The following is a 19,320-nucleotide window of genomic DNA, read 5'->3' as shown; positions in this document are numbered from 1 at the left end:
CCGCGCGAGACCCCCGCCAAGCTCCCAAGCCGTCAGCAGACGGCGTCAAACCATGGGTAGCGGGCATTCGGCAACAGCCTCTGATGTCTCGTGCAAATTCCGCGCGGGCCATGCCCATGCGATGGTGGTGCGCCGGGGTTGAATCGGAGGGTGCCGCCGTGTCAGCATCCACCGGCCTGCACATCATGCATCCCTTCAGGAGTAACGCCGATGACTGTCCTCAGCATCCAGTCGCGGGTGAGCTTCGGTTACGTCGGCAACAGTGCCGCAACCCTGCCGCTCGAACGTCTGGGCCGGGATGTCTGTGCGCTGGATACCGTTCGTTTCAGCAGCAATCCGCGTTATGCCGGCTGGCGTGGCACCGTCACCGACGAGGCGGAGCTGCGCGGGCTGATCGAGGGGCTGGACGCGCTGCCCGACGAGGCCGGCGGCGGGCTGGGCTTCGTGCGTGCGGTGCTGACCGGCTATTTCGGCAGCGCCGCCCAGGTGCCGGTGGCGGCCGAGGCGGTCGACCGGGTACGTCGGCGGGTGCCGGGGGCGTTCTATCTGTTCGATCCGGTGATCGGCGACTATCCCGCCGGCCGCTATGTCCAGCCGGGTGTGGCCGAGGCGATGGTCGACGAGCTTCTGCCCCGCGCCGATCTGGTGGTGCCCAATCATTATGAACTCGACCACCTGACCGGTGCCCGCACCACCACCCGCGCCGAGGTGATCGCGGCGCTGGACCGGCTGGCCTCGATGGGCCCCGAGATGGCGGTGGCGACATCTGTCCGGGTGGCTGAAACCGCGCCCGGCTCGGTCGAGGTGATCGCGGTGGGGCAGGCCGGCCGCTTCCGCATCGAAACCCCGCTGGTGCCGGCGCATTTCTCGGGCACCGGCGACATGTTCTCGGCCGTGCTGCTGGCCGATCTTCTGGCCCACCGCGACCTCGCCCGCGCCATCCGCCGCGCGGTCGCCGCCACTTATGCCGTGGTCGAGGCCAGCCGCAACATGGGCGGCGCCGAACTGGCGCTGGTCGCCGCCCAGGATCTGATCGTCACCGCCGATCCCGACGGGGTGGCGGTTCATCCGCTGTAGACGGCGGCTGGCGGGATCGGCGCGTTCCAGCCGGGCCGCCTCAGGGAAGCTCGATCACGACCTTGCCGAACGGGCCCCGATCGAGATGATCGAGTGCTGCCGACAGGTCCGCGAACGGATAGCGGGTATCGATCACCGGCTTGATCCCGGTCCGGTCGACCGCGCGGACAAGACGCGTCAAGGCACGACGACTTCCCGTGCCGATCCCGTGAATGGTGACGTCCTTCAGCATCAATGGCATGGCCGGCGCGCTGACGTCGAAGCCGTCAAGCGCGCCGATCTGGCAGATATGCCCGCCCACGGCGGCCACCTGCACCGACCGGGCCAGATGCGATCCGCCGATCACCTCAAGGATATGGTCGGCACCGCGATCGCCGGTGGCGGCGTATACCGCCTCGACCCAATCTTCCCGCGTTTTGTCGATATAATGATCGGCGCCGAGCGCCCGCGCGCGCTGACCGTTCTCCAGAGCGCCGGAGACGATGACCTCGGCACCGTTCGCCTTGGCGATCTGCAGGCCGAACAAGGCCACGCCGCCGGTGCTCGGGATGAGCACGGTGTCGCCGGAACGCACGCCTGCGCGTTCCATCAAGGCGAACCAGGCGGTCACGCCAGCGCATGGCAGGGTAGCCGCTTCCACGTCGTTCAGGGTCGCCGGGGCGCGCACGAACCAGTCTTCCGACATGGCGACATATTCGGCGAGAACGCCCGGATAATAGCCGCCAAGCGTGCGGTAGGCCGGCGTTCGCGCGTCACCGGGCCGAAGCCCGTCGATCCAGTCGGGCATGAAGGTCGAGATGACCCGGTCGCCAGGTGTGAAACGCGAAACGTTCGGGCCAAGCGCGACGACCTCTCCGGCAAGGTCCGATCCCGGCGTGAAGGGGAAGCTGATCGGCAGGCCCCGCCCGCTCTCGATCACCATCTTGTCGCGATAGTTCAGGGCGACCGCCTTCACCTTCACGAGGATGTCATGATCCCCCGGTGACGGGATCGCAGCCTCCTTCAGGGCCAGCCGGTCGCGGCCGATGGCGTCGATCTCCCAACGCAGCATTGTCTTCATGATAAGGCTCTCCGAATGCGGACCGCCCGCCTGTCGGATTGGCGGGAGCAGCGGGTTGACTGATCTTCGGGAGAGCACGCTGACACAGGCAATTGTAGATAATAATCCGCTATAATCAGCATTGGTTGTTGCGTTCAGAGGCATCAATATGAGGGGCGGAGATTATGTCGAGCTCATGGCGTTCCTGAGCGTCGCGGAGGAGCGGAGCTTCAGACGGGCTGCGGCGCGACTGGCGATGTCGCCATCGGCGCTCAGCCATACGATCAGATCGCTGGAGGAGCGTCTGGGCGCGCGGCTGCTCAATCGGACAACGCGCAGTGTCTCGTTGACGGAAGCCGGCCAGTCATTGTTCGCGCGCCTGCGTCCGGCCATGGACGAGATCGGCGCCGCCGTGCAGGACGTCAGTGACCGCCAGAGCCGGCCGCGGGGCGTGGTGCGGGTGAACCTGCCGCGCATCGCCGCCCGTCTGTTGATCGCGCCCATGCTGGCAGACGTCACGCACCGCTATCCTGATGTGCGGCTCGATCTGGTGATCGACGACGACATCACCGATATCGTGGCGCAAGGCTTCGATGCCGGCATAAGGTCCGGCGGCCTGGTCCAGCAGGACATGATCGCGGTCAGGCTCACGCCCGATCTGCGCATGGCGGTTGTGGGGGCACCCGCATATGTCGCTGCGCGTCCGCCGATCCAGATCCCCCATGATCTGGTTCATCACGCCTGTCTCACCTATCGGTGGAGCGAGACGGGCATCCTGCAGCGCTGGCAGTTCGAGGGCGCCGACGGCCCTGTCACTATAAAGGTCGACACCATCGTCTCCGCCAACGAAACCGACCTGCTGCTTGCCGCCGCCGTGCAGGGCGCGGGCATCGCCTATCTTGAGGAAAGTCTCGTGGCACCGCACCTGCGGCGCGGCGACCTGATCCGTATGCTCGATGACTGGTGCAAACCGTTTCCTGGCCTGCATCTGTATTATCTCAACAAGCCGCATATGCCGGCAGCCCTCAGGGCGTTCATCGACGTCATGAAGTCGCACGCCCATCGTGGCCCGGATGATCACACCAGCGCCTGAACCCCCTTCTTCCGTATGATCGTCAGCAGTTTCAGAGCCGGGCCGCCCGGCTTCTTCACGCCGCGTTCCCAATCGGATATCAGGTTGCGGCTGACATTCAGATGACGGGCGAACACCGGCTGAGACATCTGCTCGCGCTCCCGCAATGCCCGGATGTCGTCGGGAGACATCGGCAGCACGGGCGCGAGGCAGGCGGTATCGAAATCGCGCATGGTCCTGCGGTCGATCGCCCCGGCGTCGTACAGGGCGTCCATGACCTCGTGGATCGCGGCGAAGGCGTCACTCTTGTATGGGCCGCTGGTGGCGGCACGTGGCCGGGGTTTTCTGGTCGCCATCACCTGCCATCCTCGCGCCGCCAGCCATCCAGGATGATGGCGGTGGAGACCGACTTGACCGCCGGGTGACGGAGCATATGGGCGCGGGTGGCATCCAGTGCCGTGACCGACAGGCAATGGACCAGCACGAACACGTCGGGAGAGCCGGTCACCGCCCAGGCGGCGAGGCATTCCGGGCGCTGGCGCAGCGCCGCCAGCAGCGGACCGTAATGGCCCGAGCGGCCAACCAGCGTGAACAGCGCGTCAACCCCGCGCGCGGCGCCGGCGGCCTGCCCCTGTTTGGGAAGGGCTGTTTCAACTGTGTAGCGGCGGATGATGCCGCGCGCCTGAAGCCGGTCCATACGCCGCTTCACCGACGGTCGCGAGGTGCCGGTCATCGCGGCCAGTGTGCTGATGCTGCGGCGAGCGTCTTCCTTCAGCAGGTCCAACAGGTGACGGTCGCTATCGGTCAGCGCCGGTTCACGCGCCGATGCCGCGGGCGCATTGGTCGGGCCGGATGTCGTCGGGGGTGGGCTGTCTTTGTCCTGATCAGGCATGGGCATGGGATGATCTGTTGGGTGCACAAGGCGGGGGCATAACAACGCAGTTCGGGTGCATCTAGAACTTTTTGCTTTCATTATGGTACAAATTGTTCAATTCGGAGTCTGGTTCAGAATCACCACAGGCGGTTAATAAGGCGTTAAGACGGCTATTGCAGCCAATGGTTGAAACGCACCGGATCACGCCCGACATCGGCGCGATCCGGCCGCTTATCGCAGGATCTGCGACCCATGTTCCCCATGCCATATCAGAGCCGTGCCGAGATTGCGGCCGACCGGGTGGACGAGGCCTGCGCGCCCTGGCAGCGCGTGGTGTTCGACGAATTTGCCGCCACCATCGCCAGTCCGCAGCGCCCGTTCCCCTGTGTGTTCGGCGTTGCCGGTTTCGCTGCCGACCAGTTGCGCTATGTGTTCATCGATGATGCCGGCCCCGACGGCATTCGCCAGTTGGGCACGGCGCTACGGGCCTTCATCGCCCAGGCGCGCGGCATCGGCCCCAATACCTCGCTGGTGGCCTTCTTCCGCCCCGACGTGCCGGGCGACATCGAAGACTATCGCCGCCGGATGTGGACGGTGCTGAACGGTCTGGCCGCGATCGACGACCAGCCCTGGCCCGCGGATGTGCCGGGCGATCCCGATGATCCCTTGTGGGAATTCTGCTTCGCCGGCGAGCCGGTCTTCGTGGTCTGCAACACCCCGGCCCATGTCGCGCGCCAGAGCCGGCGGGCGAGCAGCTTCATGCTGACCTTTCAGCCGCGCTGGGTGTTCGACCGCATCCTTGGCACCGATGCCGCGGCCGATATGGCCTTCGCCAAGGTCCGCCGTCGGCTGGCGGCCTTCGACATGCTGCCCGCCTCGCCGGATCTGGGCCGCTATGGTGCGGCCGGGATCCGTGAGCACCGGCAGTATTTCCTCGACGATGCCAACCGCCCGGCACCCGCCTGCCCATTTCGGGGCCAGGATCGCGCCGGCGCCAGGGCGTCGGCCAGGATGTCGGAGGGGGTGTGAGCCATGGTCCGCATTCATGTCAGCCAGATCACGCCCCCGGCGCTGCCAGCCCTGATCCGCCGGCTGATGCCGGCGCAGGGCAGTGTGGAGGTGCAGCATGACCAGCCCGGCAAATGCCATGACTGGCACGCCCACCCGACGGATGAGACACTTGTCGTTCTGGATGGCGGGTTGCGGTTCTATTGGACCGACGGCGAGCGGCTCTGCGGCCCGGGAGACGTGATCCACCTGCCGGCCGGCACCCGCCATGGCTCGGAGGCGCTGGCGGCCGGGGTGACATATCTGATCGCCCCGGTCATCGTGGCGCTGGATCCGGCCGCCGCCGCATGACCAGACCAGGGGGGGCCCCATGACTGCCAGGACCGAAACCGCGCCGGCCGACCTGCACCGCAGCCTGGGCACGGTGAAGGGTGCCGCCGTGATGCTGAACATCGTGCTGGGGGCGGGGTTGCTGATCCTGCCCGGGCTGGCGGTGCGCCGGGCGGGCGATCATGCCCTGATCGCCTGGGGCCTGTGCGCACTGGCGGCGCTGCCGCTGCTGGCGGTGTTCGTCATCCTGGGGCGGCGGTTCCCCGATGCCGGCGGCATCGGCCATTTCGCTGCCCGCGCCTTCGGCCCGGCGATGGCGCCGGCGGTGTCGTTCATCCTGCTGGGGGCGGTGGCGATCGGCCTGCCGTCGATCGCCCTGACCGGCGGTTATTATGCCGCCGGTGCTGTCGGCGGCGCACCGCATCTGTGGGCGGCGGGGTTGGTGGTGGCCGGGCTGCTGCTGAACCTGCTGTCGGCGGAACGCGCGGCCCGGGTCAATCAGGCGATGGCCCTGGTGCTGCTGGTGCTGCTGGGCGCGATCGCCGTGACCGGCGCCGTGCTGGTGCCGCCATCGCCGACGGCCCTGCCGTTGCTGCCTGAAGGCGGGCTTCAGGCGATCGACTGGGGGCTGGCGCTGGCGCCGTTCATGATGATCTTCTTCGCCTTCACCGGCTGGGAGATCGCCTCCAACCTGTCGGAGGAGTTCAGTGATCCGCGCCGCGATTTCCCGCGCGCGATGTTCCTGTCCTTCGCGGTGGCGGTGGCGCTGTATCTGGTGATGGCCTGGATCGCCCAGACCCGCGACCTTGGCGGCCGGTTCGAAACCCCGTTCGCCGCGATCATGGACGGCCGCTTCGGCGCCATCGGCGGCCGGGCGGTCGCCGCTGTGGTGGTGGTGATGATTCTGGCCAATCTGGCGGCCGCGATCTGGGGTGTGTCACGGATGATCTTCGCGCTGGCCCGCGACCGCACCCTGCCCCACGGGTTGGCGGGGTTGCGCCAGGGCCAGCCGATGCGGGCGGCGCTGGTGCTGGTGACGGTGCTGCTGGCGGTGATCGCCGCCGATGCCGCCGGGCTGACCGGGGTTGAAACCCTGCTGGCCATTGCCGGCCAGAATTTCCTGATTCTGTATGGGGTTGCCGCCGCCGCCCTGCTGCGGCTGGCCGATGGCAGCGGGATCGGCCTGTGGGCGGGCCGCCTGCTGGCCGGGCTGTCGGTGCTGCTGGTGGTGACCCTGGCCCTGGCTCAGGGTGGATCGCTGATCTATCCGCTGGTGCTGGCGGGGCTGGGATGGCTGGCCCATCGTCATGCCCGGCGCCGCGAGATCACGGGCGGACCGGCAGGGCTTCGACCAGAAAATCGATGAAGGCCCGCACCCGCGCCGCCAGATGCTCATGGCCCACATACAGCGCGTGGATCGGCTCGATATCGCCGGGATTGTGGTCGTCGAGCACCACCGCCAGCCGGCCGGCATCGATATCGGGCTGGACATGAAACCGGCCCAGCCGTGCCAGCCCCACCCCGTCCAGGCACAGCCGGCGCATGGTGGCGCCATTGTTGACCAGCAGATTGCCGCCGACCGGCCGCGACCACAGGGCGCCCGTGGCCGGGTCGCGGAATGGCCAGTCATCGGTGCTGCGGCGGAAATTGAACCGCAGGCAGTTATGCCGGTCCAGATCGGCCGGGGTCTGCGGCGTGCCATGGCGGGCCAGATAATCGGGCGCCGCCACGATCATCCGCGGGCTGTCGAGGATGCGGCGCGCCTTCAGGCTGCTGTCGCCAAGCGGGCCCGAGCGGATCGCCACATCGGTGCGGGCATCGACCAGATCGATGATGCCATCCGACAGCGACAGATCCAGTTCGACCTGCGGATAGCGCGCCATGAACCGCGGCACCAGCGGCACGATCTGGCTGACGCCGAAGGCGACCGAGGCGCTGACATACAGCCGCCCGCGCGGCGCCAGCCGGGCACCGCCCGCGACCGCGCGTTCCGCCTCGGCGATATCGGCCAGGATGCGACGGGCATGGGCCAGATAGACCTCGCCCTCGGCGGTGAGCTGCAAGGCGCGGGTGGAACGCACGAACAGCCGCGTGCCCAGCCGATCTTCCAGGCGCGTGACCAGCTTGCTGACAGCCGATGGCGACATCGCCAGCAGCCGGCCGGCGGCCGAAAACCCGCCCTGGTCGACCGCTGTGATGACCACCTTCATCTCGCCGGCGCGATTGTCCATGGCGTGTGCGGCCTCCCTCAGCCAGCCATCGATGACGTCAATTCATCATGGGGTATTCATTCTGCCGGCCGGCGGTCGGGATGCTCAAGCGAGATGCCGCCGCCGGCGTCAGACGAAGCCGGGGCCATGGATCCAGGCCACCAGGCTGTAGCGCTGGCCCTGGGTGACCGGTGTCACCTCGTGGACGACATAGGATGGGAAGGCGATGGCGGTGCCGCGCCGGCGAGGGCCGGTGATCGGCACCGCCTGCGGTTCCAGCACCAGATCGCCGCCGGCATAGTCTTCCGGCGCCGACAGCTGGATCGACACGCCTAGCTTGCGGCGCCGGGCGCGGGGGCCCTCGCCGCGATCGACATGGCGGATATAGCCGCCGGCATCGTCGCCGTCATAGCGGGCGATCTGCAGGGCCTCGTCGAAGCCGTCGAGCACGAAGCCGAAGCGGGTGCGGTTGAACACCGCCACTGCCTCGGCCATCCGCCGGTCGATGCGCGCGACCAGCGCCGGGGCGCCGCCGGTGTCGCCATCCAGCCACAGCACCCGCGAGCGGCGGATGCCGGCGGACTGCACGCCCCGGACCAGGGCGGCGTTGTGGCCGCCTTCCGCCTCGAACAGCCGGATCAGCGCGTCGCACTCGGCCGCGTCGAACACGTTGTCGAGCGCTGCGAACCCGGCCGGGCGCAGGCCGGTGGCCGGATAGACCGCCTCGTCGCGCAAGGGTGGGGCCGGAGGGGGAGGGATTGTGGCGTCGGCGGCGGGTGGCCCCATCTGCGGTTCCGTTCAGGCGTCGGGGGTGGAGGTATCCGGGGAGGCTTCCCGCCCGGCATGGCCCAGGCGTGGGGTCAGGTGGTCGCGCAGCAGCGCCTCGGCGATCTCCACCGCCGTCAATGCCTGACCGCGATGCAGGTTGTCGGCCACCAGCCACAGATCAAGCGTGTTCGGGTCGCCCTGGTCGCTCATCAGCCGCACGACATAGACCGGGGCCTCGCCCACGATCTCGATCGGGGTGGTGGGGCTGTCGGCATCGGCCTCGGTGCCGGGGGCGGGGGCCGTCACCGCCAGACCCGGTGCCGAATGCAGCGCGTTCCAGGCGGCGGCGGCGTCGACGCTGTCGCGGAAGGTGACCGACAGGCCGATGGTATCGCCGATGAACACCGGCACCCGCGCGGTGACGACGCGCGCGGCAATGGCCGGGCCGACCACGGCGCCGATGGCGCCGGCGATCTCGTGCTCCTCACGCGTGCGGCCGCTGGCGTCTTCGGCATCGGCGCCCAGCACGTTGAAGGCGATCTGCTTGGTGAATTGCTCGGGGTCGCGGCGGTTGCCGATGAAGACGTCCTTGGTCTGGGTGAACAACTCGTCCATCGCCGCGCGGCCCACGCCCGATACCGATTGCAGCACCGTGGCGGTGACCGATGCCACCGGTACCAGATCGTCCAGCGGTTTCAGGACCATGGCGATCATCACCGCCGCCGCCGGCGGGCAGGCGACCGCGCGATGCCGGCTCCAGGCGCGGAGCGCGCGCGGGTTCACCGGCACCAGCGCCTGCGGCACGCCGTCGATGGCGCGATAGGCGCCGGTCAGATCGATGACCACCGCGCCGGCGGCCGAAACCCGCGGCCCGTGAACCTTGGCGATGGCGGGCAGGCCCGCAAAGATCGCGATGGTGATGGTCGAGAAATCGGCATCGGCGAGCCTGGTCACGGAAATCTCGGCATCGTCCCCGAAGGTCAGCGTTTCGCCCCGCTGCACCTCGGTTTCCAGTGCCCGCACCCGGTCGGTGCCCAGCCCCCGCGCCGCCAGAACCTGGAGCACTTCACGTCCGGTGGCGCCGGTGGCACCGATCACCGCGATCACGTCGGTCATCACGTTATCCTTGAAGTCGAACTTGACGTCGAAATAGGCGGCGCCCGCAGGCCACGGCCGAAGCCATGATCTGCGGGCGCCTGATGCGTCGGTCGGGGGCTGATGTGGGCGGCCCGCCCCGGTTTGGGAAGGGGCGCCCCGATCAGGGGCCGACGATTGGTCCTCTGCGGTCTGGATATCCGGCGAGGGTCAGCCGAGCTTGCCCAGTTCGCGGACGATCGCCTCGCCCATCACCGTGGTCGACACCTGGGCCATGCCCGGCTGCATGATGTCGCCGGTGCGCAGGCCGCTCTTCAGCACATTGCGCACCGCCTGCTCGACCATCTCCGCCTCGGCGTCCATGTCGAAGGAATAGCGCAGCATCATCGCGAAGGACAGCACCGTCGCCAGCGGGTTGGCGATGCCCTGGCCGGTGATGTCGGGCGCCGAGCCATGGACCGGTTCGTAGAGCGCGCGGCGGCGGCCGCTCTCATCCGGATCGCCCAGCGAGGCCGAGGGCAGCATGCCCAGCGAGCCGGTCAGCATCGCGGCTTCATCCGACAGGATGTCGCCGAAGATGTTGCCGGTGACGATCACGTCGAACTGCTTGGGGTTGCGGACCAGCTGCATGGCGGCATTGTCGACATACATATGGCTGAGCTGAATGTCCTCATAGCCCTCGCCATGGAGCTTGATGACCTCTTCGCGCCACATCTCGGTGGTCTCGACCACATTGGCCTTGTCGACCGAGCACACCTTGCTGCCGCGCTTGCGGGCCAGATCGAAGGCGATCTTGGCCACCCGGCGGACTTCCGGCGAGGTGTAGACCATGGTGTTGACGCCACGGCGGGTGCCGTCGGGCAGGGTTTCCACACCGCGCGGGGTGCCGAAATACAGATCGCCGGTCAGCTCGCGGATGATCAGGATGTCGAGCCCGGCCACCACCTCATGCTTCAGGGTCGAGGCATCGGCCAGCTCGTCGAACACGATCGCCGGGCGCAGATTGGCATAGAGCTGCATTTCCTTGCGCAGCTTCAGCAGGCCGCGCTCGGGGCGGATCTCGAAGGGCAGTGGCTCCCATTTCGGGCCGCCGACGGCGCCCAGCAGCACCGCATCGGCGCCCATGGCGAGGTCGAGGGTCTTGTCGGCGAGCGGCACGCCATAGGCATCGATGGCGCAGCCGCCGACCAGATCTTCCTCGATGTCGAAGCCGAGCCCGCGCTCGCGCTCGAACCAGCCGATGATGCGGCGCACCTCGCCCATGACTTCGGGGCCGATGCCGTCGCCCGGCAGGATCAGCAGCTTCTTGTTGGCGGCCATGTCGCGTCCGTCTTTCTGAGAGGGGGAGAGCAGATCTTATAGGTGGGGAACCGGCCGTGGCGGGGGCCAGCGGCCGGTTGGCAGGCTGGTTGTCAGCTCAGCAGGTCACGAGGCATACAGCCAGGGCTGGCTGGCCTTCTGGCGGGCCTCGAAATCGCCGATGCGGCCTTCCGACTTCAGGGTCAGGCCGATATCGTCCAGCCCTTCCAGCAGGCAATGGCGGCGGAAGCTGTCGATCTCGAAGCGGATCGGGTCGCGGCCGGCGGCGCGGATCTCCTGCGCCTCCAGATCAACCGTCATCACCGCCGTCTCGGGGTTCTCCGCCACCGGCATCAGGCTGTTGACCTGTGCCTCGTCCAGCGTCACCGGCAGGATGCCGTTCTTGAAGCAGTTGTTATAGAAGATGTCGGCGAAGCTGGGGGCGATGATGCAGCGGATGCCGAAATCGAGCAGCGCCCAGGGGGCATGCTCGCGGCTGGAGCCGCAGCCGAAATTGTCGCCGGCCAGCAGGATCTTCGCATCGCGCCAGGGGGCCTGGTTCAGCACGAAATCGCCGGTCTCGTTGCCGTCGCGGTCATAGCGGACATCCGAGAACAGGCCGACGCCCAGACCGGTGCGCTTGATGGTGGTCAGGTACTGTTTGGGGATGATCAGATCGGTATCGATATTGACCCGCGGGAACGACGCGGCGATGCCGGTCAGGGTGGTGAACTTGTCCATGGGATCGGGCTTTCTGAAGGGCTTGAGCCAAAGGGCGGACCCGGTGCGGGATCAGAGGCTGCGGACATCGGCGAGCGTGCCGGCCACGGCCGCCGCCGCCGCCATGCCCGGGCTCATCAGATGGGTGCGGCCGCCACGGCCCTGGCGCCCCTCGAAATTGCGGTTCGAGGTCGAGGCGCAGCGCTCGCCCTCGCCCAGACGGTCGGCATTCATCGCCAGACACATCGAGCAGCCGGCATCTCGCCATTCGAAACCCGCCGCGACGAACACCTTGTCGAGACCCTCCGCCTCGGCCTGCTTCTTCACCAGACCCGATCCCGGCACCACCAGCGCCTGCACGCCGGCCGCGACCATGCGGCCGCGGGCAACGGCCGCCGCCTCGCGCAGATCCTCGATCCGGCCATTGGTGCACGAGCCGATGAACACCTTCTGCACCGGCACGGTGGCAAGGGCGGTGCCCGGCTCCAGGCCCATATATTTCAGCGCCCGTTCCATCGCGGCCCGGCGCATCGGGTCGGCGACATCGGCCGGGTTCGGCACCTGACCGGTGATCGGCGCCACGTCCTGCGGGCTGGTGCCCCAGGTCACCTGCGGCGCGATATCGTCGGCATCGAGGGTGATCTCGCTGTCGAAGACCGCGCCGTCATCCGACACCAGACCGCCCCAATAGGCGGCGGCCTGTTCGAACAGATCGCCCTTGGGCGACATCGGCCGGCCGCGCAGATAGTCGATGGTCTTTTCGTCGACGGCGATCAGGCCGGCACGGGCGCCAGCCTCGATCGACATGTTGCAGACCGTCATCCGGCCTTCCATCGACAGGCCGCGGATCGCCGAGCCCGCATATTCCACCACCCGGCCGGTGGCGCCACCGGTGCCGATGCGGCCGATGATCGCCAGCACGATGTCCTTGGGGCCGACGCCGGGCGCCAGCGTGCCCTCGACATTGATCCGCATGGTCTTCGACGGCGACTGCACCAGGGTCTGGGTCGCCATCACATGCTCGACCTCGGAGGTGCCGATGCCGAAGGCCAGGGCACCGAAGGCGCCGTGGGTGGAGGTGTGGCTGTCACCGCAGACGATGACCGTGCCGGGCAGGGTGAAGCCCTGCTCGGGGCCGATCACATGCACGATGCCCTGGCGGTCGTCCATGATCGGGAAATAGGGCACGTCGAAGGCGGCGCAGTTGCTCTCCAGCGTCTCGACCTGGGTGCGCGAGACCGTGTCGGTGATGCCCTGGGCGCGCTTGATCGTCGGCACGTTATGGTCGGCCACCGCCAGCAGCGTGTCGAGCCGGCGCGGCGTGCGGCCGGCGGCGCGCAGGCCTTCGAAGGCCTGGGGGCTGGTGACCTCGTGGATCAGCATGCGGTCGACATAGATCAGGGCCGAGCCGTCCTCGCGGCTCTCGACCATGTGGCTGTCCCAGATCTTGTCATACAGGGTGCGTGGGGCGGACATCGGTTCCTCGTTCACACTCGGGTGGCAGCCAGGGCAGCGCGGGGACCACGCCGGTCGCGATGAAACGCGACACTTTGCTTCACATCGGCTGCGTCGAGGGCAAGAATAATATGTTGCCGTCCGCTTGGGAAGCGGAAAGAAATGTTCTAAATCATAGGCTTAATAGATGGGGCTCCATTTTGGTATACCAACTGGGCATTCCGGCAACAGCCAAATGGCGCCGGCTGCCGCAATCACGCCACCGTGCACCCGCACACGGCCCATACGAAAACCGCCGGCCACCTCGTGCAAGGTGGCCGGCGGTTCCGGTGTCAGAGGTCCGTTCGCGATCGGTCGTGACCGCGCGGTCGCGGGCCAGATCAGTTCGCCGCAACCTTGGCCGGACGGGTGTCGCGACGCTCGGCGATACGGGCCGACTTGCCGGTCCGGCCGCGCAGGTAATACAGCTTCGCACGACGCACCCGGCCGCGGCGCACCACGTCGATGCTCTCGATCAGCGGGCTGAACAGCGGGAACACGCGTTCCACGCCCTCGCCATACGAGATCTTGCGGACGGTGAACGACTGGTTCAGCGAACCGCCCTTGCGGGCGATGCACACGCCCTCATAGGCCTGCACGCGCTCGCGGTTGCCTTCAACCACGCGCAGATTCACGCGCACCGTGTCGCCGGGCTCGAAATCCGGCACGGGGCGGGCGGCGGTCAGCTGCGCGATCTGCTCCTGTTCGAGCTGCTGGATGATGTTCATCGCACCCTACCTTTTTCGACGTCAGCGAGGCGGCGACGGCCGCCTGCCTCCGGCATTGTTATGGGCCGCGGGACAACGCATCCCGATGCCAGTTTCGGTGACGGCCCATCCCGGGGATGGACCGGTGGTCCAGGTCTTCATGGTTCTGTCCGTCCGGAACCCGGTGGCGCCGGTTGAATGACCGGTGCATCCAGGCCGCACGGCGTCAGGTCTCGCCGCCGCCCCTGCGGCGGCGCGCCTCACGCCGCGCCCACAGATCGGGCCGTCGTTCCCGGGTCGTCGCCTCTGCCCGTTCCTGTCGCCAGGACCGGATCCGCTCGTGGTGGCCCGAGGTCAGAACCTCCGGCACCGCGCGTCCCTCCCAGATGTCCGGGCGGGTGTAGTGCGGATATTCCAGCAGATCGCCCTCGAAACTTTCCTCTGCCTGCGACGCATGCGCGCCCATGACACCCGGCAACAGGCGCACGCAGGCGTCGATCAAGACCAACGCCGCAAGCTCCCCACCGGAGAGGATGAAATCACCGAGGCTGACCTCCTCGAACGGCCGGGCGTCCAGAAGGCGCTGATCGACGCCTTCGAACCGGCCGCACAGGACAACGACGCCAGGCCCGGCGGCCAGACGTCTGATCCGCGATTGGGTAAGCGGTTGGCCGCGCGGAGTCAAGTAAATCAAGGCCTGACCGGGGCATTTTTCGATCGCGGCATCGATCGCGGGCGCCAGCACATCGGCCCGCATCACCATGCCGGGGCCGCCGCCCGACGGCGTGTCGTCGACCGCGCGATGCCGGCCCAGGCCGTAATCGCGCAGCGCCGTCACATCCAGCCGCCACAGATCCCGCTCCAGCGCGCGTCCGGCCAGCGAGGTGCCGAGCGGCCCCGGAAACATCTCCGGATACAGCGTCAGCACGGTTGCAGCCCAGGGCGCGCCGGTATCGCTCAGCGCGGTGCCGCTCATTCCAGGCCCGCTCATTCCAGGCCCTCTGGCGGATCGATCACCATCCGCTTCAGGTCCAGGTCGATCTCGGGCACATAGTCGCGGGTGAAGGGCAGCATCAGGGGTTCCGCGCCGCCGGGGCGGGCAATCTCCAGCACGTCGCCCGCGCCGAAATCATGCACCGCCCGCACCTGGCCGACCGCGACGCCACCGGTATCGGTGACGTCCAGGCCGATCAGGTCGGCGTGATACCACGCCTCCTCGTCATCCTCGATCGGCGGCAGCGCCGCGCGGGGGACGTGGAGTTGCAGCCCGGTCAGGGCGGCCGCCGCATCGCGGTCGTCGACGCCGTCCACCTTCACCACCAGCCCCACTTTGTGGGGGCTGATGATGCGGATGCGGAACTGGCGCCGGCCGGTCCGGTCATAGAGCGGCCCGTATTCCGCCACCGCCTCAGGATCCTCGGTGAACGGTCTGAGCCGCAGTTGCCCGCGCACCCCTTGCGGGGCGGCGAATTCCGCGACGCAGATCAGCTCGGCCGGATCGACCAGCACCGCGTCACCGGCGGTGGAACCGCCGGTGGGTTGAGCCGTGCGCGACGGCTGGGCCATACGCGATGGTGGGCTGCTGCGGGGAGGGCGAGACATCGGAAACCCTGCCGGTCAGACGGATCAGGCCTCGGCGCCGGCCGATTCGGCGGCAGCGGCCTCGGCGGCGGCACGGGCGGCGGCGGCTTCCTTCAGGCGCTCCTGAGCCTTCGCCTTGGGCGCACCCTTCTTGGGGTTGTTGCGCTCGGTCTTGGTCACGATGCCGGCGGCGGCCAGGAAGCGGGCGACGCGATCGGTGGGCTGGGCGCCGCAGGCAACCCAGTACTGGGCGCGCTCGATATTCAGCACCACGCGCGACGGATCTTCCTTCGCGGCCAGCGGATTGTAGATGCCGATCTTTTCGATATAGGCGCCGTCACGGGCGTTGCGCGAATTGGCGACCACGATGCGATAGACCGGGCTCTTCTTGGCGCCGAGGCGGGTCAGGCGGATCTTCACGGACATGGGGTTCTGGTCCTGGCTTGCTTGGGTGTTTCGGAAATCGGGGTCAGGGTCGGTATCGCCGGCGGGTGATGCGGCGCGCAAGGGCGGCGGCGCACATCACATCCGCGGCAGAAGGTTGCTCAGGCCGCCGCGCATCATGCCCTTCTTGCCGAGCTTGCCGACCTGTTTCATCATCTTGCTCATGTCCTGGTGCTGCTTCAGCAGGCGGTTCACGTCCTGCACGCTGGTCCCCGATCCGGCGGCGATGCGCTTCTTGCGCGACGCCTTGATGATTTCAGGGGTCCGGCGTTCAGTGGGCGTCATCGACATGATGATCGCCTCCTGCCGCACCAGAAGCTTTTCGTCCAGCTTGGCGTCGTTCAGTTGCGCCTTCATCTTGCCGATGCCGGGCAGCATGCCGAGCATGCCTTTCATGCCGCCCATCTTGCGCAGCTGGCGCAGCTGCTTGGCCATGTCGTCGAGGTCGAAGCCGGTGCCCTTCTGGATCTTGGCGGCCAGCTTCTCGGCCTCGTCGCGGTCGATGGTCTCGGCCGCCTTTTCGACCAGCGACACCACGTCACCCATGCCCAGGATGCGCGAGGCGATCCGTTCGGGGTGGAAGGTCTCAAGCTGATCGAGTTTCTCGCCTTCGCCCAGCAGCTTGATCGGCCGGCCGGTGACCGAGCGCATGGCAAGTGCGGCACCGCCGCGGGCATCGCCGTCGACCCGGGTCAGCGCGATGCCGGTCAGCCCGACGCGGTCCTGGAAGGTGCGGGCGATGGTCACCGCGTCCTGGCCGGTCATGGCATCGGCGACCAGAATGGTCTCGTGCGGGCGGGTCGCGGCCTTGACGGCGGCGACCTCATCCATCAGCACGTCGTCGATATGCAGGCGGCCGGCGGTGTCGAGGATGACGACGTCATAGCCTTCGCGCGCCGCCACCTTCATCGCCCGCTGGGCGATCGCCACCGGCTTCTCGCCGAACACGATCGGCAGGCAGCCGACTTCCGCCTGCTTCGACAGCACGTCGAGCTGCTGCTGCGCCGCCGGGCGATAGACGTCGAGCGAGGCCAGCAGCACGCGCTTCTTGTCGCGCAGGCGCAGCCGGCGGGCGAGCTTGGCCGAGGTGGTGGTCTTGCCCGAGCCCTGAAGCCCGACCATCATGATGGCAACCGGCGGAGCGGCGTTCAGGTCGATCTCGACCGCGTCGCCGCCCAGCATCTCGGTCAGGTGGTCGTGGACGATCTTGACGACCATCTGCGCAGGGTTGATGCCACGCAGAACGTCCTGGCCGACCGCGCGCTCGCGGACACCATTGATGAAATCTTTGACGACGGGAAGGGCGACGTCCGCTTCCAGCAGCGCGATGCGCACTTCACGCAAGGCGGCGGTCACATCGGCTTCGGTCAGCGCACCACGGCGCTTCAGGCGATCGAAGACCTCGCCAAGCCGGCCGGACAGATTCTCGAACATCTCTTTGTCTCACCGTCTCGCTCGGAGCCGGGGCCACGGGGATCGTGACCCTGTCGATGCTCCCATCGGCGGTCGGTGTCAGCAATGAAGGATCGCTCCCCCAAGGCGCCACCGCCCGACCGGGCGTAGCGCCGGCCGATCGCCATGCCGGGGCACCAGGGCTCCCGCTCGACAATCATCCGGCGTGACGATCCGCGCAAGGCCATATGGCCGGGCCCGAACGGCCGAAGCCATCCGGTTTCACGCGAAGACAGGCTTGTGACTCACTGGCCGCCATCTGTCAAGCCCCGGCAGCGCCGGCGCTGGCAGGTTCCCGTGGGCCAGGCAGTGGTCGGGGGGCAGGCAGCGGAGGGGGCGGGCAGCGGAGGGGGCAGGCAGCGGAGGGGGCAGGCAGCAGGCGCCTCAGGTGGCGCGGGCGGCCCGGCGCTTGCGCTGTGGGGTTGCCAGGGGTTGCAGGGCCTGTTCGATCCGCCGGGCCTCGGCCGCCATCTGGGCGACGATCTGCACACGGCGGACGGCGTCCATGCGCTGGCTGATCGCACCCACCGTGATCGCCGCCACCGGCAGGCCGGACCGGTCGCGCACCGCCACCGCCACCGCGCACATTCCCGGCACCACCATGCCGTCGCTGATCGCGTGGCCGTCGCGGCGGGTGGCGCTGACCATCCGGCCCACATCCTCGGGGCGGCAGCCGAAGCGGGCATAGCGCTCGCTGTTGGCCGACAGCACTTGTTCCACCTCGTCGTCGCCCAGCGCCGCCAGCAGCGCGAGCGAGCCCGACGACACCCCCAGCGGCCGGCGGCCGCCGATATCCAGGCTGAGCGTGCGGATCGGAAAGTGGCCCTCCACCCGGTCGACGCACAGCGCATCCATGCCGCTGCGCACGAACAGATAGACCGTGTCGCCGGTCTGTTCGGCCAGCCGTTGCAGCGAGGCCCGGGCGATGTCGCGGATGCTGAAACGGTTGGATGCCGACGAGCCCAGCAGGAACAGTTCCAGCCCCAGATGATAGCGGTGGGTATCGGTCGATTTGTCGACCAGCCCCTGTTCCTTCAGCGCGGCCAGCAGCCGGTGGGCGGTGGCCTTGTGCAGCCCGGTCGAGACCGCGATTTCCGACAGCCGTGCGCCTTCGCCGACATGGCCGGCCAGCACCCGCAAAATGGCGGCGGCGCGGGCCACGCTCTGGACATTGCCGGCATCGGCGGTGCGGCGCGTGGCGGGCGGCGGCGGGGCGTCCGCGACCGCCCCGCCCTCATGTGCGGCGCGCCCGGCCGCGGCCATCGGCGCGGCCACGGCTGTGCCATTGTCGCGCCTGACGCGCGTTCCCTCATCGATACCCGTCATCCGGCTCATGCCCCGGTCCTCCACACCCTCGGCCGCCGGTGACGACCGGTCAGCCGACGGTGGAATGAACCTATGGGATATGATCGCCGGTGTCAAACCACCAGAGGTTTTGTATTCGGCAACGATAAAGTCATGACGTCCTGCAGCCATACCGTCAGAGGACGTAGTCCTTCAGGGTCGTGCGCAGGTTTTCATCCAACCTCTGGTCGAGAGCCGTCATCAGGTCGCGAGTCATACGGTTGAAGGCGAGTTCCCGCGCCAGCGGCGATCCGGCGGCATCGATCGACCGGGTCAGCCGCGCCTCGACCTCGACATAAGCCAGGCGCTCGCCGGCCTCCGACAGGATCTCCAGCGCCACGATCAGCGTGCAATTGTATTTGTCGGTCGGCTCGTCGGTGAAGGTGCCGCGGATGCCGCCGGTCTGCGGCAGCGGTTCCTCGACCACGCTGGCATCCCGGATCACGAAACGCGCGGTGCCAGACACGCCGGCGGCTTCCAGCCGGTCGCGGGCCCAGTCGCCGGCCGCGCGCGCGGGCGCGGTTGGAAACAGATGCTCGACATTGGGGGCCGCGCGCGGTGGCTGGTAATTGTCCAGCAGCTGGACGCGGGCGACATTCATCCGGAATTTCGGCTTGTCGTCGAAGCGGATCGGCTTCGGCCCCTCGGGCAGCGGCTCGGACGCACAGGCCGTCACCAGCCCGCCGGCGGCAATGGCGGCGCTCAGGCCCAGCAGGCGGCGGCGCGACAGGTGGGACACGGGGAATGTCATCGGCATGTCCATCATTGGGCGGGCCGGCAGTGTCGCCGGGCCGGTTGCTCAGCGC

The 19,320-nt window shown here is 68.2% G+C and carries 20 protein-coding genes and 1 pseudogene; 5 read left to right on the top strand and 16 right to left on the bottom strand.

The annotated features are described in order from the left end of the window. The first annotated feature begins 210 nt into the window (after window positions 1-210). Window positions 211-1,077 (top strand): pyridoxal kinase, encoded by an 867-nt coding sequence (gene pdxY / locus IEW15_RS18295; RefSeq protein WP_188580566.1) that lies wholly within the window; start codon window positions 211-213, stop codon window positions 1,075-1,077. A 40-nt stretch (window positions 1,078-1,117) separates the two neighbouring features. Here pdxY and IEW15_RS18290 read toward each other — a convergent pair whose 3' ends face one another. Continuing rightward, window positions 1,118-2,137: a zinc-dependent alcohol dehydrogenase family protein gene (locus tag IEW15_RS18290; protein ID WP_229708270.1), complete on the bottom strand. Its 1,020-nt coding sequence runs from the start codon at window positions 2,135-2,137 to the stop codon at window positions 1,118-1,120. 175 nt (window positions 2,138-2,312) lie between these two features. Between IEW15_RS18290 and IEW15_RS18285 the strand changes: the two genes are divergently transcribed. Further along, window positions 2,313-3,209, top strand: a complete 897-nt coding sequence (locus tag IEW15_RS18285) for a LysR family transcriptional regulator (protein ID WP_229708269.1) — start codon at window positions 2,313-2,315, stop codon at window positions 3,207-3,209. Here IEW15_RS18285 and IEW15_RS18280 read toward each other — a convergent pair. Next, window positions 3,194-3,544 (bottom strand): helix-turn-helix domain-containing protein, encoded by a 351-nt coding sequence (locus IEW15_RS18280; protein ID WP_188580562.1) that lies wholly within the window; start codon window positions 3,542-3,544, stop codon window positions 3,194-3,196. The two genes, IEW15_RS18285 and IEW15_RS18280, sit on opposite strands and share 16 nt — an antisense overlap. Further along, window positions 3,544-4,086 (bottom strand): Lrp/AsnC family transcriptional regulator, encoded by a 543-nt coding sequence (locus IEW15_RS18275; RefSeq protein WP_188580560.1) that lies wholly within the window; start codon window positions 4,084-4,086, stop codon window positions 3,544-3,546. Before IEW15_RS18275 ends, IEW15_RS18280 begins: the two co-directional genes overlap by 1 nt. A gap of 228 nt (window positions 4,087-4,314) precedes the next feature. On the opposite strand from IEW15_RS18275, the gene IEW15_RS18270 reads away from it, so the two are divergent. Genes IEW15_RS18270 through IEW15_RS18260 form a run of 3 tightly spaced genes read left to right on the top strand, consistent with a single transcriptional unit; the run spans window position 4,315 to window position 6,766 of the window. Continuing rightward, on the top strand, window positions 4,315-5,091 hold the full coding sequence (locus IEW15_RS18270; protein WP_188580558.1) for a YqcI/YcgG family protein: 777 nt from the start codon (window positions 4,315-4,317) through the stop codon (window positions 5,089-5,091). A gap of 3 nt (window positions 5,092-5,094) precedes the next feature. Beyond that, window positions 5,095-5,421, top strand: a complete 327-nt coding sequence (locus IEW15_RS18265) for a cupin domain-containing protein (protein WP_188580555.1) — start codon at window positions 5,095-5,097, stop codon at window positions 5,419-5,421. Window positions 5,422-5,440: 19 nt separating this feature from the next. After that, window positions 5,441-6,766: an APC family permease gene (locus tag IEW15_RS18260; protein WP_188580553.1), complete on the top strand. Its 1,326-nt coding sequence runs from the start codon at window positions 5,441-5,443 to the stop codon at window positions 6,764-6,766. On the opposite strand, the gene IEW15_RS18255 is transcribed toward IEW15_RS18260, so the two are convergent. The 13 genes and pseudogenes from IEW15_RS18255 to IEW15_RS18195 form a co-directional block, all read right to left on the bottom strand. Next, on the bottom strand, window positions 6,726-7,631 hold the full coding sequence (locus IEW15_RS18255) for a LysR family transcriptional regulator (RefSeq protein WP_188580551.1): 906 nt from the start codon (window positions 7,629-7,631) through the stop codon (window positions 6,726-6,728). The two genes, IEW15_RS18260 and IEW15_RS18255, sit on opposite strands and share 41 nt — an antisense overlap. A gap of 108 nt (window positions 7,632-7,739) precedes the next feature. Further along, complete coding sequence (locus IEW15_RS18250; protein ID WP_188580549.1) at window positions 7,740-8,396, bottom strand: 2OG-Fe(II) oxygenase family protein; 657 nt, start codon at window positions 8,394-8,396, stop codon at window positions 7,740-7,742. Window positions 8,397-8,408: 12 nt separating this feature from the next. Then, complete coding sequence (locus IEW15_RS18245; protein ID WP_188580547.1) at window positions 8,409-9,494, bottom strand: aspartate-semialdehyde dehydrogenase; 1,086 nt, start codon at window positions 9,492-9,494, stop codon at window positions 8,409-8,411. A gap of 189 nt (window positions 9,495-9,683) precedes the next feature. Then, complete coding sequence (gene leuB, locus IEW15_RS18240; RefSeq protein ID WP_188580545.1) at window positions 9,684-10,793, bottom strand: 3-isopropylmalate dehydrogenase; 1,110 nt, start codon at window positions 10,791-10,793, stop codon at window positions 9,684-9,686. Window positions 10,794-10,898: 105 nt separating this feature from the next. Continuing rightward, complete coding sequence (gene leuD, locus IEW15_RS18235) at window positions 10,899-11,513, bottom strand: 3-isopropylmalate dehydratase small subunit (protein WP_188580543.1); 615 nt, start codon at window positions 11,511-11,513, stop codon at window positions 10,899-10,901. 51 nt (window positions 11,514-11,564) lie between these two features. Beyond that, entirely contained in the window at window positions 11,565-12,968 is a 1,404-nt protein-coding gene (gene leuC / locus IEW15_RS18230) for a 3-isopropylmalate dehydratase large subunit (RefSeq protein WP_188580541.1), read from the bottom strand. A 371-nt stretch (window positions 12,969-13,339) separates the two neighbouring features. Continuing rightward, window positions 13,340-13,714: pseudogene (rplS, locus tag IEW15_RS18225) on the bottom strand (50S ribosomal protein L19); the annotation flags it as partial. Between the two features lie 205 nt (window positions 13,715-13,919). Beyond that, window positions 13,920-14,669 (bottom strand): tRNA (guanosine(37)-N1)-methyltransferase TrmD, encoded by a 750-nt coding sequence (gene trmD / locus IEW15_RS18220; RefSeq protein WP_188580537.1) that lies wholly within the window; start codon window positions 14,667-14,669, stop codon window positions 13,920-13,922. An 11-nt stretch (window positions 14,670-14,680) separates the two neighbouring features. Further along, window positions 14,681-15,259: a ribosome maturation factor RimM gene (gene rimM / locus IEW15_RS18215; protein ID WP_188580535.1), complete on the bottom strand. Its 579-nt coding sequence runs from the start codon at window positions 15,257-15,259 to the stop codon at window positions 14,681-14,683. A 60-nt stretch (window positions 15,260-15,319) separates the two neighbouring features. Then, window positions 15,320-15,700, bottom strand: coding sequence for a 30S ribosomal protein S16 (rpsP, locus tag IEW15_RS18210; protein WP_188580533.1), 381 nt, complete (start codon window positions 15,698-15,700; stop codon window positions 15,320-15,322). Between the two features lie 96 nt (window positions 15,701-15,796). Then, window positions 15,797-17,152: a signal recognition particle protein gene (gene ffh, locus IEW15_RS18205; protein ID WP_188580531.1), complete on the bottom strand. Its 1,356-nt coding sequence runs from the start codon at window positions 17,150-17,152 to the stop codon at window positions 15,797-15,799. Between the two features lie 402 nt (window positions 17,153-17,554). Continuing rightward, the gene (locus IEW15_RS18200; protein ID WP_229708268.1) at window positions 17,555-18,505 is read right to left on the bottom strand and encodes an IclR family transcriptional regulator; all 951 of its coding nucleotides are present in this window, start codon (window positions 18,503-18,505) and stop codon (window positions 17,555-17,557) included. 145 nt (window positions 18,506-18,650) lie between these two features. Then, complete coding sequence (locus IEW15_RS18195) at window positions 18,651-19,265, bottom strand: hypothetical protein (protein WP_188580529.1); 615 nt, start codon at window positions 19,263-19,265, stop codon at window positions 18,651-18,653. Between the last annotated feature and the right edge of the window lie 55 nt (window positions 19,266-19,320).

Origin of the sequence: Tistrella bauzanensis (assembly GCF_014636235.1) — a bacterium.
Classification (GTDB): Bacteria; Pseudomonadota; Alphaproteobacteria; order Tistrellales; family Tistrellaceae; genus Tistrella; species Tistrella bauzanensis.
Note: the sequence above shows the minus strand (reverse complement) of the source record. Positions and strands in the feature narration are given on the sequence as shown.